Below are 14,303 nucleotides of genomic sequence, written 5' to 3' on the forward strand. Positions count from 1 at the left end.
TGGAGAGGATGTGATTTTATGACAAAAATCACAGTAGTAGGAGCAGGTAGCTGGGGAACAGCGTTAGCGATGGTATTAGCTGACAATGGACATGATGTACGTATTTGGGGAAATCGCCCAGAACTTATGGATGAAATTAATACGAAACATGAGAATAGTCGATATCTCCCAGGCATTACATTGCCAAGCACGATCGTAGCCTACTCTTCTTTAGAAGAAGCATTAGTAGATGTAAATACAGTACTGTTAGTAGTACCAACGAAAGCGTACAGAGATGTATTACAAGAGATGAAAGAAATTGTTACTGAACCAATTACTTGGATTCATGCGAGCAAAGGAATTGAACCTGGTACGTCAAAACGTATTTCGGAAGTGATTGAGGAAGAAATTCCAGAGCACTTAATTAAAGATGTTGTTGTACTGTCTGGACCGAGTCATGCTGAAGAAGTCGGTTTACGACAAGCGACAACAGTTACGTCTGCAGCAAAGCGTATGGAAGCGGCTGAGGAAGTACAAGATTTATTTATGAATAGTTATTTCCGTGTATACACAAATCCAGATATCGTTGGAGTTGAACTTGGTGGTGCGTTAAAAAATATTATCGCATTAGCTGCTGGTATAACTGATGGTCTTGGATTAGGTGATAATGCAAAGGCGGCATTGATGACACGTGGTTTAACAGAGATTGCTCGTTTAGGAAGAAAAATGGGCGGGAATCCGTTAACGTTTGCTGGTCTAACTGGTATGGGAGACTTAATTGTAACTTGTACAAGTGTTCATAGCCGAAATTGGCGCGCTGGAAATATGCTTGGAAAAGGACACTCTTTAGAAGAAGTGTTAGAAAGCATGGGTATGGTTGTGGAAGGTGTAAGAACAACGAAAGCTGCTCATGAATTGGCAGAGAAAATGGAAGTTGAAATGCCGATTACAGCTGCTTTATATGACGTGCTGTTCAATGGGAATAACGTAAAAGATGCGGTAGGCTCATTGATGGGACGTGTTCGAAAACATGAAGTGGAAGCTATACCTGATTTACTGTAAAGAAAAGCGACAGAAGTACATTTGTACTTCTGTCGCTTTTTTTATTTTTTGGGTCTTTTCACCATTTTTTCATTTTTGCATAGGATGAAGAGTAACTTGAGGAGAGGGTGAAAAGAATGGATAATAACATTTTTAATAATATTGAGAAGGAAGCGAAAGTAAATAAAGAGGATATTTTTAAATTAGCATCATCTGTGCAAAATGCGAATTTACGTGATGAAACTGTACTTCGTCAATTAATTCATCAAGTGGCTCTTATGGCGGGACGTGAAGTGCCGAAAGAGCAAGAGGATCAAATTGTAAAAGCGATTATTAATAATAATATGCCAACAGATTTTGGCTCGTTAAGCAAAATGTTTAAAAAATAAATTATGAGAAACAAAGAGTTTGTAGATTGCATATGATAGCCATGAAAGAATGGGAATAGAGCTGTTTTTGGGCATATTTGGTCAACCGAAGCGAGAGATACAATCGCTTCGGTTTTATTTTTGCTTAGATTGGTGAGAAATGCTGGAAAACCTATTGATTAAAGTTATATATTCGCAATTTGTAGTAAAATGTTCTTTTTGTATTTGTTTAAAGATTTTAATTTGTTAAAATAGTATAAAAATAGATTAATAAAAAGGGGTGTGTATATGTCAGAAGGGCTTATGAAAATGTGGTTAGCTTTAGGGGCAATTGGATTTATGTTTTTTGCAGTAAGTTTTATTTTATTAAGTAGACATAAAATAAAGAATAAATTTTTGAAAGGGATTACAGCGTTAGTAGCGTACACCCTTATGATTGTGTCAGGAATTGTTATTTTTCTTGTTGTATTTAGTGGACCTGTACAGCAGTAAATGGAATGGTCTCGAAAATACTACATACAGAGCAAATTAGATTAGTATGAAAAGGTGATGCTAGTGAAAAAATTACATATTATTTTAATATTTTGTTGTATGAGCCTTTTAACGGGGTGTCTGTATCCGAAAGAAAATATGAAGCAAAATGCGGTTCCTTATGAAGATCAGCTACAGGTTGTTCAAAAAGCTGTTGTGACATTTAAGGAGCAAAATGATGGGATATTGCCAATTAAGACGAGGGATATGAGTACACCTATTTATCAAAAGTATCCGATCGATTTTCAACAGATTGCCCCGCGTTACATACAAGAAGCGCCAGGGAATGCGTATGAAAGTGGAGGAGTATATCAATACGTATTAATAGACGTTGAAACAAATCCAACAGTAAAGTTAATTGATGTTAGGATGGCTGAACAAATTCAGGAACTATCTTTAAAGCTTAGGATATATCGTGATGAACATCAATATCCACCTTTTAAAAAAGTAATTTCAGATGGTGTATATGAATTGGATTTCAAAAAACTAGGATATAAAGATGTGCCACAAGTGACAAGCCCATATTCTGGTAAAGGACTTCCTTTTGTAATTAATGAAAAAGGAGAAGTTTTTGTTGATTATAGAATCGACTTATATGACGCTTTGAAAAAAAATGAAGGGCAGTTTACGGAGGGAGAAGATATTCGAAATATACTTTCGAAAGGTTCCCCGTTTGTACCAGCTTATTCTTTACCGTACACAGTAAAGGATGGAGAACCAATTTTTTTAAAATGATAAGTCATGAACCTTTCTTTTAGTGAATAAGTTCTAGAAGAAAGGTTTTTTATGTTATACAACTTACGATGCAAACAAAAGATATTTTTTAATAGTCATATGAAATTGGACAAAATTATATGATATATTGTCCGAACTTCTAGAATACCATTATATTATATCAGATATTATAGGCAACGTTAGAGAAGGTATTAGTTGACTATAAACGCGGAATTATTCCCAAAAATTTTGAGGGAGGGAATCACTTGGAAAAGGTAGATATTTTTAAAGATATTGCAGAACGAACAGGCGGTGATATTTATTTTGGAGTTGTAGGAGCTGTTCGAACAGGGAAATCAACATTCATTAAAAAATTTATGGAACTTGTAGTTATTCCAAACATTGAGAATGAGTCTGACCGTCAAAGAGCGCAGGATGAATTGCCTCAAAGTGCTGCTGGTCGTACAATTATGACGACGGAACCGAAGTTTGTTCCAAACCAAGCGGTTTCTATCGAAGTAGATGAAGGACTTGAAGTGAATATTCGATTAGTAGATTGTGTTGGATATACGGTTCCTGGAGCGAAGGGCTATGAAGATGAGAATGGCCCACGCATGATTAATACCCCTTGGTATGAAGAACCTATTCCATTCCATGAAGCTGCAGAAATCGGCACGCGTAAAGTAATTCAAGAACATTCAACAATTGGTGTTGTAATTACAACAGATGGAACAATTGGTGAAATTCCAAGAAGAGATTATATAGAGGCAGAAGAACGCGTTGTAAATGAGTTGAAAGAAGTAGGAAAACCTTTCATTATGATAATTAATACGGTACAGCCGTATCATCCAGATACAGAGCAATTACGCCAAAGTTTATCAGAAGAATATGATATCCCGGTTATTGCAATGAGTGTGGAGAGTTTAAGAGAAACAGATGTATATAATGTACTTCGTGAAGCGCTATTTGAATTCCCTGTATTAGAAGTGAATGTGAACCTTCCGAGCTGGGTAATGGTGCTAAATGAAGGGCATTGGTTGCGTCAAAGTTATCAAGAAGCAGTTCAAGAAACTGTGAAGGATATAAAACGTCTTCGTGATGTGGATCGCGTTGTTTGGCAGTTTAGTCAATATGAATTTATTGATCGAGCGAGCCTAGCTGGCATTGATATGGGGCAAGGTGTGGCGGAGATTGATTTATATGCGCCAGATGAATTATATGATCAGATTTTAAAAGAAGTAGTAGGAGTAGAAATTCGAGGGAAAGATCATTTATTAAAGCTTATGCTCGATTTATCTCATGCGAAAATAGAGTACGATCAAGTGGCGGATGCACTGCGTATGGTTAAGCAAACAGGATATGGTGTAGCAGCGCCTGCATTAGCGGATATGAGCTTAGATGAGCCAGAAATTATTCGTCACGGTTCAAGGTTTGGTGTGAAGTTAAAAGCGGTAGCGCCATCTATTCATATGATTAAAGTAGATGTAGAGTCAACGTTTGAGCCGATTATTGGTACTGAAAAGCAAAGTGAAGAATTAGTTCGTTATTTAATGCAAGATTTTGAAGATGACCCGTTATCAATTTGGAATTCTGATATATTTGGACGTTCACTTAGCTCGATTGTTCGAGAAGGAATTCAGGCGAAATTATCTTTAATGCCAGAAAATGCTAGATATAAATTAAAAGAAACGCTAGAAAGAATTATTAATGAAGGATCTGGCGGATTAATTGCGATTATACTATAAGAAAAAATCCCTCTCACTGTAGAGGGATTTTTTGTTTTTTTGATTATAAAATAGAAAAATAAACAGTCATTATCTAATACATTGTTGTAAATTGTCAAGTTTCATCAGATTTTCACATTTTCAGAGTAACAATTTCCTTAAAAATATTGAATTATAAAGGAGAATCGTATAATATAGGCGTTGATAATGATTTATCTACATCTTTGTAGTATAGAATTTGCAAAAATTGCCTACAAATGAAAGTAAGACTCATTTTATGATCATTATACAGTCTTATCTTTGGGAGGAGGTGAATGGCATGAACAAGACAGATTTAATCAATGCTGTTGCAGAAGCAAGTTCCCTTTCTAAAAAGGACGCAACAAAAGCAGTAGACGCTGTTTTTGATTCTATCTTAGAAGCTTTAAAACAAGGTGATAAAGTACAACTGATCGGATTCGGTAACTTCGAAGTTCGTGAGCGTGCGGCTCGTAAAGGTCGTAACCCACAAACAGGTGAGGAGATTGAAATCGCTGCAAGTAAAGTACCTGCATTCAAACCTGGTAAAGCGTTAAAAGATGCGGTTAAATAATCCTTACATATTAACAGGGAAGAAGAGTTTCCTTTTTGGGAACTCTTCTTTTTGCTTTTAAAAACATAAATATGCTAGAATGTGTTCGTATCACTTTTAGGTTTTCGGGAGGGCTAGCGGATGGCAAAAGTTAATTTAGAACAAATTGAACATGCAGTACGCCTTATTTTAGAGGCGATTGGGGATGACCCAAATCGTGAGGGAGTACTTGATACACCAAAGCGTGTTGCAAAAATGTACGCAGAAGTGTTCTCAGGTATGCATGAAGATCCGAAAGAGCATTTGCATAAAGTATTCGGAGAAGATCACGAAGAGCTTGTACTAGTAAAAGATATACCATTTTATTCGATGTGTGAGCATCATTTAGTTCCATTCTATGGAGTTGCTCACGTTGCATATATTCCGCAAGGTGGAAAGGTGACAGGGTTAAGTAAATTAGCTCGTACCGTAGATACAATTGCACGTCGCCCACAACTGCAAGAACGTATTACATCAACAGTAGCGAACTCTATTATGGAAGTACTAGAGCCTCATGGTGTAATGGTAGTAGTAGAAGCAGAACATATGTGTATGACGATGCGTGGTGTAAAAAAACCAGGTGCGAAAACAGTAACGACAGCAGTGCGTGGTGTGCTTGAAAATGATGCTGCAGCGCGCAGTGAAATTTTATCGTTTATTAAAACGAAGTAAAGAAAAGCGGGAAACTGCTTTTCTTTTTTTTTTTAGTAAATAAATGATATAGTTTTAACTAGACAGAGTGAGATTAGAAAGATTGCTTACATGAATGGCAGGTGTAGCCAAGTTTTGGTTATAGAAAATAGAGTGTATGTGTTATAATAAGTTTTATGAATTAGAAAACAAGGGTGATTTTTTGTGTGTGACATCTACGGAGGGTATGCGGGTATAAAAGAAAAATTGATGGAGAAATTACGCCATCCTTACTTTATAAACTATATTGAAGAACCATTTATTGATGAAGAAAAGATAGCATTGTTATATGGTGCTTTAAAGAGTGCAAACTTACATATAGAACAAATTGAGCATTACGTAGTAACAATTATGCTTGTACAAATTGCGCTTGATACGCATGAAAGGGTATCAAATAAAGCAGGCGAGGAAGAGATTGAATTCCATAAATGTCGTCAATTAACAGTACTTGCAGGCGATTACTATAGTGGACTATATTATTATTTATTGTCTATGAATCGTGATATTGTTTTAATTCGTGCACTTGCTGAAGGAATTAAAGAGATAAATGAACACAAAATTATGTTATACCAAAAAGCGCATGAAACGACGGATGACATAATGAAAAGCGTAGTAACGATTGAGTCTGCGCTCCTTCAAAAAACATGTGATCATTTTCATTTATCACATTGGAAGCCATTTATCACATACGTATTAGGTGGAAATCGCCTTCAAAAAGAAATTCAATTGTATGCTGATAAGCAACATTCACCTGTTTTTCAAGCTATGCAAGATGCTTTAGGGGATAAAGCAGAAGTAGTGATTAATGGTTGGATGAAGGAATTGAGAAAGAAAGAAAAAAATTTTTTAGAAAATCACACAGACATAAATGAAATAAATTCTGTGTTAAGGAATAAATAGAAGACATAAGCAATTTTACATTGGAAGAAGGTACGAGCATGCAACAATCAAAAGAAGAAAGAGTACATGACGTATTTGAAAAGATTTCTGATAAATACGATGTGATGAATTCTGTAATTAGTTTTCAAAGACATAAAGCGTGGCGTAAAGAAACGATGCGAATTATGGATGTACAACCAGGCAGTCAAGCGCTTGATGTATGCTGTGGAACCGCAGATTGGACAATTGCGCTAGCTGGAGCCGTAGGTGAACAAGGAAAGGTTGTTGGCTTAGACTTCAGTGAAAATATGTTATCTGTCGGTAAGCAAAAGGTAGAGGCGTTACAATTAAAACAAGTAGAACTTCTACATGGGAATGCAATGGAACTTCCGTTTGAAGATAATACGTTTGATTATGTGACGATTGGGTTTGGTTTACGTAACGTACCGGATTATATGCACGTATTAAAAGAAATGACGCGTGTAGTAAAACCAGGTGGAAAAGTAATCTGTTTAGAAACATCTCAACCAACAATGATTGGTTTTCGACAAGGGTATATTTTATACTTTAAATATATCATGCCGTTATTTGGAAAGATGTTTGCGAAAAGTTATAAAGAGTATTCATGGCTTCAAGAATCTGCTAGTACGTTCCCAGGGATGAAAGAATTGGCTCAAATGTTTGAGCAAGCTGGACTTGAACGTGTGCAAGTGAAACCATTTACTTTTGGGGTAGCAGCGATGCATTTAGGTATTAAACCAGAATCAAAATAGAAAAAAGAAGTTTTAGGTTAAGGTGAACAATATGAAGTTACAACTTATGTACTCTTTTTTACGATCGGATATTAATGTGATAGAAAAAGAATTAAAAAAGACAGTCGCTTCTGAACAGCCATTAGTAGAAGAGGCAGCATTACAGCTTATTGAAGCTGGTGGGAAACGAATTCGTCCTGTATTTGTGTTGCTTGCAGGGAAATTTGGAGATTATAAGTTAGATGCGATTAAGCATGTTGCTGTTGCGTTAGAACTTATTCATATGGCTTCTCTTGTTCACGATGATGTTATTGATGCTGCATTTTTACGACGCGGCAGTGCGACTGTGAATGCGAAATGGGGAGATCGTATTGCGATGTATACAGGGGACTATCTGTTCGCTAAGTCTCTTGAATGTATAACAAATATCGAAATTCCAGAGGCGCATCAAGCGTTATCACATACTATTTTAGAAGTCTGTAAAGGTGAAATTGAACAAATTAAAGATAAATACAATTATAACCAAAATTTAAGAACGTATTTAAGAAGAATAAAGCGAAAAACAGCATTATTAATTGCCGCGAGTTGTCAATTGGGAGCGATTGCTGCTGGTGCTAATCGTGATACGGTAAATCGTCTATTTTGGTATGGGTATTTTGTAGGAATGTCTTATCAAATTATTGATGACATTTTAGACTTCGTTTCTACAGAAGAGAAACTTGGAAAACCTGCTGGCGGAGATTTACTACAAGGGAATATTACACTTCCTGCTCTATATGCGATGGAAGATCCCGTACTTCGTCAGAAAATCACATCTGTACATGAAAATTCAACAGCAAGTGAAATACAAGAAATTATTGATGCTGTAAAAAATAGTACAGCAATTGATCAAGCATTTGCATTTAGTGAACGTTATTTACATAAAGCTTTAGAAATAATAAAACCACTCCCACGTGGAAAAGCAAAGTACGCATTACAAAATGTTGCAAAGTATATTGGAAAACGAAAATTTTAATGTTTATTCTAAAAAATAAAATAATCTCTCTATTTCAAAACTATTGCACAATTGTGATAAGGGTGATAATATGTGTGTGGGGATATACAATTACATACATAATTCAGAAGTGGAGAGATTTTTTATGGAAAAAACATTTCTAATGGTAAAACCAGACGGTGTACAACGTGCCTTCATTGGGGAAATTGTAGCTCGTTTTGAGAAAAAAGGCTTTCAATTAGTTGGTGCAAAATTAATGCAAGTCACTCCGGAAATTGCTGGACAACACTACGCTGAGCATAAGGAAAAACCTTTCTTTGGTGAGTTAGTAGACTTTATTACATCTGGACCTGTGTTCGCAATGGTATGGCAAGGTGAAGGTGTAGTAGATACAGCGCGTAACATGATGGGGAAAACAAGACCACATGAAGCAGCTCCTGGAACAATTCGTGGAGATTTCGGTGTAACTGTTGCGAAAAACATTATCCATGGTTCTGATTCTTTAGAAAGCGCAGAGCGCGAGATTGCTATTTTCTTTAAAGAAGAAGAATTAGTTGACTACTCAAAATTAATGAATGAATGGATTTACTAATTATTTTGAAATAATTTGTAAACGCTTTAATCACTGTGATAATAGTAAAAAGTGCAAGGAGAATAGGGGTATTCTTCTTGCACTTTTTTTATTTTCAGTTAGTTACGAAGTTTGAGCTGTTATGATATGTTGATATTTAAATTAGGCCTATCGGAAATATAGAATAAGAAAATGGTCGATTTATGATATAATTTCTTTAATATTTTTAGAATGATAAAAGTTAATATAGTGAGATAAATACATATACGAAAAGAGGAATAACGTATGCGATATATTACAGCTGGTGAATCTCATGGTCCACAACTTACAACGATTATAGAAGGTGTTCCGGCAGGATTGTCTTTAGTAGCAGATGATATAAACGAAGAGTTAGCTAGAAGGCAAAAGGGATATGGGCGCGGTAGACGCATGCAAATAGAAACGGATCAAGTGCAAATTTTAAGTGGTGTTAGACATGGAGAAACATTAGGTTCCCCTATTGCACTTGTTGTTGAAAATCGTGATTTTGCACACTGGACAAAAATTATGGGGGCGGAGCCTTTAACTGAGCAAGAAGAAAAAGAGATGAAAAGGAAAGTGACAAAACCAAGGCCTGGGCATGCTGATTTAAATGGTGCGATTAAATATGGTCATAGAGATATGAGGAATGTACTGGAACGTTCGTCAGCGCGCGAAACGACGGTGCGTGTTGCTGCTGGTGCGGTTGCTAAAAAGGTGTTAGCAGAACTTGGTATTAAAGTGGCGGGCCATGTAATTGAAATTGGCGGTGTACAAGCTAAGGAGATTACGTATAGTTCAATTGAAGAATTAAAGAGTATTACAGAAGCATCTCCTGTACGTTGCTTAGATGAAGAAGCTGGTAACCAAATGATGAAAGCGATTGATGATGCGAAAGCAAATGGTGATTCAATTGGTGGAATCGTTGAAGTAATTGTGGAAGGGATGCCAATTGGAGTAGGTAGCTACGTGCATTATGATCGAAAACTGGATGCGAAATTAGCAGCTGCAATTATGAGTATTAATGCTTTTAAAGGTGTCGAGATTGGAATTGGTTTTGAAGCAGCGCATAGACCAGGAAGTGAAGTTCATGATGAAATTCTGTGGGATGAGGAGCATGGATATACACGAAGAACAAATAATGCAGGTGGACTAGAAGGCGGTATGACGACTGGAATGCCAATTGTTGTGCGCGGTGTGATGAAACCGATACCTACACTTTATAAACCTCTTCAAAGTGTAGATATTGATACGAAAGAGCCTTTTACAGCGAGTATTGAACGTTCAGATAGTTGTGCAGTGCCAGCAGCTAGTGTCGTTGCAGAAGCGGTTGTGGCTTGGGAATTAGCGACAGCTTTAATAGAACAATTCGGATTAGATCGTATGGAACTAATTCGTGAAAATATTGAGAAACATAATGAATATGCGAGGGGATTTTAATGGGAAACATACATATTCAAACGAAATCAAAAGAATATGATGTACATGTTGGTAAAGAAGCGTTGTCAAACTTAACAACGATCGTTCAAAATATGCAGCCAGCGGTATCTAACGTAATGATCATTTCAGATGAAGCTGTTGCATCACTACATTTACAGACAGTTATCGATGCATTACAAGTAGAGCAGCACGTGTTTTCGTTTGTTGTACCAAGTGGCGAAAAAGAGAAGTCTTTCGAAAATTTCTATGCGGCTCATACGTCGGCTCTTGAAAATAAATTAGATAGAAATTCTTTAATTCTTGCACTTGGAGGCGGAATGATTGGAGATTTAGCTGGTTTTGTTGCTGCATCGTTTATGCGTGGTATTCGCTTTGTGCAGGTTCCGACAACTTTATTAGCGCACGATAGCGCTGTGGGTGGGAAAGTAGCGATTAACCATCCGTTAGGTAAAAATATGATTGGTGCATTCCATCAGCCAGAAGCAGTTGTATATCATACACCGTTTTTACAGTCTCTTCCTGAAAAAGAGTGGCGTTCAGGTTATGCAGAGGTGATAAAGCATGCTCTTATCGGTGATGTGGAGCTATACCATTGGTTAAAAGAAGAAGTGCAAACATTAGCGGATCTTCATGATGAGAAGTTAATCCATATATTAACGAAGGCGATTCCTGTAAAGGCAAATGTTGTGTCACAAGATGAAACAGAGAAGGGTGTACGTGCTCATTTGAACTTTGGACATACGTTAGGACATGCTCTTGAAAAAGAGCTAGGGTATGGAAATATTACTCACGGTGACGGTGTAGCGGTTGGAATGTTATTCGCCATATTTTTAAGTGAGCAAGTGTACAAGGTTGATCTTGCTTATGAAGATATGAAGCAGTGGTTCTTGAAATACGGCTATCCAAAAATGCCAAGGGATTTGAATGTAGAGCGCCTCGTTCAATTGATGAAACAAGATAAGAAAGCAAATGCAGGAGCAGTTCATATGGTGCTTATGCAGGAATATGGGGTAGTGAATGTCGTATCTATTTCAGATGAGACTGTTCATATTGCGTTAGAGGCATTTCAAAAAGATATGGTTTAAAATGATAGCGAAGTGCTGTGAAGTGCTCATTTAGAGGTATTCTCGTAATAGTGACGGTTATGACAAAAGATTACAGTAAGGGGCTATAACCGTATTGTAATCAAATTGAATGAAATGACTGGGGGAAGAAAAATGAGAGTGAAAGAGCAATTGTTAACTTTGAGAGTGTATGTGCCTGGGAAAAACATTGAAGAAGTAAAAAGAGAATATGGTTTATCAAAAATTGTGAAATTAGCATCCAACGAAAATCCATTCGGTTGTTCAGCACGTGTGACAGAAGCATTAACTTCTTTAGCGAGCCAATATGCCCTTTATCCAGATGGATATGCCTTTGAACTTCGGACAAAAGTAGCGGAACATTTAGGTGTAAAAGCAGAACAACTACTATTTGGTAGTGGATTAGATGAAGTCATTCAAATGATTAGCCGAGCGTTACTACATGAAGGAACAAACGTTGTAATGGCGAATCCTACGTTTTCACAATATCATCACCATGCTGTTATTGAAGGAGCAGAAGTTCGTGAAGTATCACTTAAAGATGGTATTCACGATTTAGATGCAATGCTAGAGCAAGTAGATGAGAAAACGAAAATTGTCTGGATTTGTAATCCGAATAATCCAACAGGTACATATGTTGAGAAACAAAAATTACTTTCATTTTTAGAATCAGTTCCTAAGTCGGCTCTCGTTATTATGGACGAAGCATATTATGAATACGCGGAAGCAGAAGACTATCCGCAAACATTACCACTTCTTGAAAAGTATGAAAATCTTATGGTTTTACGCACGTTTTCAAAAGCATATGGTTTAGCTGCTTTTCGTATCGGATATGCGATTGGGGATGCGAAGTTAATCGGACAGCTAGAAGTAGCTAGGTTACCATTCAATACATCAACTGTAGCCCAATCTGTAGCACTCGCTGCATTAGAAGATCAAGCCTTTTTACAAGATTGTGTGCAAAAGAATGCTGAAGGTTTAAATCAGTATTATGCATTTTGTAAAGAATATAACGTATTCTATTATCCATCTCAAACAAATTTCATTTTCTTAAAACTTGGTATACCGGGTAATGAAGCTTTCGAACGATTAATGAAAAAAGGATATATCGTTCGTTCTGGTGCTGCATTTGGTATCGATGATGGTATTCGTATTACTGTCGGTTTGAAGGAAGAAAATGATGAAATTATAGAGTTGCTGAAAGAGCTTGTAAATGAGCAAGTACAGAAAGAAGAAACATATTCTTAAGAGATTGTGAAGGCTCCTAGTATAGGAGCCTTTTTTATCGCATTCAAAATAAAGGTTGAAGACTGCTAATTAAGTTATTCTGTAAACCACGGTTTGTATGGCTTGATAATTAGTGAGAGAAGTTATTTGCACGGTCATAAAAGAAAGCGGTACAATAGAAGATGATGATAAGGTATCGGTGTCATATCCGAACCTTTTGAACAATTAACTACTCTGTAAGAAGAAGTATAAGAAGAAGTATGCTCATTCTAAAGGTTGCGTTCTAACAGTGAGTTGCTTATGATAAATGAACAGAAGAGAATATTTTTTAGAATTAAAGGAGACGTTTATGCAAAAGTTTGAACAAGCTGTTTCATATATTGAAAATGGTGAAGCGGAAAAAGGATTACAATTATTAAAAGAACAATTAAAAATTGCGAATGATGAAGAGAAGTATGATATCGCTCGTTACTATCATACGCTTGGATTTACAGATGAGGCATTAGCAATTACTGAAGACTTACGTTTACTGTATCCAGAAGAAAGTGAATTCACTGTATTTTTAGCAGAATTATATATTGATCTAGATAAAGAAGATGAAGCGATTGAAGTGCTTCATGATATTCCAGAAAATGACGATTTATATGTTCAATCGTTATTACTTGTTGCAGATTTATTCCAAATGCAAGGTTTTGATGATGTAGCAGAGCAAAAACTATTAAAGGCGAAAGAAATGATGCCTGATGAACCTGTTATTACGTTTGGGTTAGCAGAATTATATAGTAGTAAAGGTGAAGAACAAAAGGCAATTACTTATTATGAATCGCTATTAGCGGAACATAAAGTAATGGGTGGTGTTGTGATCGCACTTCGCCTCGCAGAAACGTTAAGCGCGATCGGAAACTGGGAAGAAGCGATTTCTTATTATGAAGCAGGCCTAGAGGAACAAAAAGATATTCACTCATTATTTGGATATGCCTTTACATTATACCAAGGTGAAGAATATCAGAGAGCAATTGGTGCTTGGCAAGAACTAAAAGAATTAGACCCTGAGTACGCATCACTGTACATGTATTTAGCGAAAAGCTATGAAAAAGAAGGAATGCTTCAAGAAAGCTATGAAACGCTTCATGAAGGAATTAAAGTAGATGAGCTTTCAGTTCCATTTTATGTAGAGTTAGCGAACATTGCGGCGAAATTAGGGAAAATAGTAGAAGCAGAGGAAGTTCTTCAAAAAGCGCTTGAGTTAGATCCAGGGCATTTAGGTGCAACATTAAAATATGCATATATCTTAAAAGAACAAGAAAAGTACGAAGAGTTAATTGCAATTGTAGAGCGTGCTATTGATAGTGGAGAACCAGATACACAACTACTTTGGGATCTTGCGTATGCAAAAAAACAATTAGAAATGTATTCGGATGCATTAAAACACTATGAAAGTGCATATACTTCTTTTAAGAATCATCCAGACTTCTTAGAAGAGTACGGTTATTTCTTATTGGAAGAAGGAAAACGAAAAGAGGCGAAAGAAGTATTTACCCAGTTATTACAACTAGACCCGACACAAATTCATATTGAAGAATTGTTATATAATTTAGAGGATTTTTCATAAGTTGGAAGGAAACTGAATGCCGCTTCTTGAATCTAAAAAGAAAAGAGAAAGACAGAGGAGGGACTTAATTG

15 protein-coding genes are annotated in these 14,303 nt (G+C 36.4%); all 15 read left to right on the plus strand.

All coding sequences use genetic code 11. The features are described from left to right. The first annotated feature begins 18 nt into the window (after positions 1 to 18). The 15 genes from NST27_RS07560 (at position 19) to NST27_RS07630 (ending at position 14,232) form a co-directional block, all read left to right on the plus strand. Positions 19 to 1,041, plus strand: a complete 1,023-nt coding sequence (locus NST27_RS07560) for an NAD(P)H-dependent glycerol-3-phosphate dehydrogenase (protein WP_000161763.1) — start codon at positions 19 to 21, stop codon at positions 1,039 to 1,041. A gap of 116 nt (positions 1,042 to 1,157) precedes the next feature. Beyond that, positions 1,158 to 1,409 (plus strand): stage VI sporulation protein F, encoded by a 252-nt coding sequence (locus NST27_RS07565; protein WP_000369754.1) that lies wholly within the window; start codon positions 1,158 to 1,160, stop codon positions 1,407 to 1,409. Positions 1,410 to 1,676: 267 nt separating this feature from the next. Next, the gene (locus NST27_RS07570; RefSeq protein ID WP_001289004.1) at positions 1,677 to 1,880 is read left to right on the plus strand and encodes a DUF2768 domain-containing protein; all 204 of its coding nucleotides are present in this window, start codon (positions 1,677 to 1,679) and stop codon (positions 1,878 to 1,880) included. 63 nt (positions 1,881 to 1,943) lie between these two features. Next, positions 1,944 to 2,654 (plus strand): hypothetical protein, encoded by a 711-nt coding sequence (locus NST27_RS07575; protein WP_000733111.1) that lies wholly within the window; start codon positions 1,944 to 1,946, stop codon positions 2,652 to 2,654. A 245-nt stretch (positions 2,655 to 2,899) separates the two neighbouring features. Beyond that, positions 2,900 to 4,378 carry a stage IV sporulation protein A gene (spoIVA, locus tag NST27_RS07580; RefSeq protein ID WP_000416519.1) on the plus strand — a complete coding sequence of 493 codons (1,479 nt, stop codon included), beginning with the start codon at positions 2,900 to 2,902 and terminating at the stop codon, positions 4,376 to 4,378. Positions 4,379 to 4,676: 298 nt separating this feature from the next. Then, positions 4,677 to 4,949, plus strand: a complete 273-nt coding sequence (locus NST27_RS07585; protein WP_001043860.1) for an HU family DNA-binding protein — start codon at positions 4,677 to 4,679, stop codon at positions 4,947 to 4,949. A 120-nt stretch (positions 4,950 to 5,069) separates the two neighbouring features. Next, positions 5,070 to 5,639, plus strand: a complete 570-nt coding sequence (gene folE / locus NST27_RS07590; protein ID WP_001151482.1) for a GTP cyclohydrolase I FolE — start codon at positions 5,070 to 5,072, stop codon at positions 5,637 to 5,639. A 183-nt stretch (positions 5,640 to 5,822) separates the two neighbouring features. Continuing rightward, positions 5,823 to 6,557, plus strand: a complete 735-nt coding sequence (locus tag NST27_RS07595; RefSeq protein ID WP_000332852.1) for a heptaprenyl diphosphate synthase component 1 — start codon at positions 5,823 to 5,825, stop codon at positions 6,555 to 6,557. 38 nt (positions 6,558 to 6,595) lie between these two features. Next, positions 6,596 to 7,309 (plus strand): 2-heptaprenyl-1,4-naphthoquinone methyltransferase, encoded by a 714-nt coding sequence (menG, locus tag NST27_RS07600; RefSeq protein WP_001187674.1) that lies wholly within the window; start codon positions 6,596 to 6,598, stop codon positions 7,307 to 7,309. 31 nt (positions 7,310 to 7,340) lie between these two features. Then, complete coding sequence (hepT, locus tag NST27_RS07605) at positions 7,341 to 8,303, plus strand: heptaprenyl diphosphate synthase component II (protein ID WP_000776086.1); 963 nt, start codon at positions 7,341 to 7,343, stop codon at positions 8,301 to 8,303. A gap of 124 nt (positions 8,304 to 8,427) precedes the next feature. Further along, the gene (ndk, locus tag NST27_RS07610; protein WP_000415883.1) at positions 8,428 to 8,874 is read left to right on the plus strand and encodes a nucleoside-diphosphate kinase; all 447 of its coding nucleotides are present in this window, start codon (positions 8,428 to 8,430) and stop codon (positions 8,872 to 8,874) included. A 264-nt stretch (positions 8,875 to 9,138) separates the two neighbouring features. Next, the gene (aroC, locus tag NST27_RS07615; protein ID WP_001269386.1) at positions 9,139 to 10,311 is read left to right on the plus strand and encodes a chorismate synthase; all 1,173 of its coding nucleotides are present in this window, start codon (positions 9,139 to 9,141) and stop codon (positions 10,309 to 10,311) included. Next, positions 10,311 to 11,396: a 3-dehydroquinate synthase gene (gene aroB, locus NST27_RS07620; RefSeq protein ID WP_000526813.1), complete on the plus strand. Its 1,086-nt coding sequence runs from the start codon at positions 10,311 to 10,313 to the stop codon at positions 11,394 to 11,396. The genes aroC and aroB overlap by 1 nt, the downstream gene beginning before the upstream one ends. 132 nt (positions 11,397 to 11,528) lie before the next feature. Next, the gene (gene hisC, locus NST27_RS07625; RefSeq protein ID WP_001264045.1) at positions 11,529 to 12,641 is read left to right on the plus strand and encodes a histidinol-phosphate transaminase; all 1,113 of its coding nucleotides are present in this window, start codon (positions 11,529 to 11,531) and stop codon (positions 12,639 to 12,641) included. A 328-nt stretch (positions 12,642 to 12,969) separates the two neighbouring features. After that, complete coding sequence (locus NST27_RS07630; RefSeq protein WP_001168671.1) at positions 12,970 to 14,232, plus strand: tetratricopeptide repeat protein; 1,263 nt, start codon at positions 12,970 to 12,972, stop codon at positions 14,230 to 14,232. Positions 14,233 to 14,303: the final 71 nt, after the last annotated feature.

The sequence above is a fragment of the Bacillus sp. FSL W8-0770 genome (genome assembly GCF_038008705.1).
GTDB lineage: Bacteria > Bacillota > Bacilli > Bacillales > Bacillaceae_G > Bacillus_A > Bacillus_A cereus.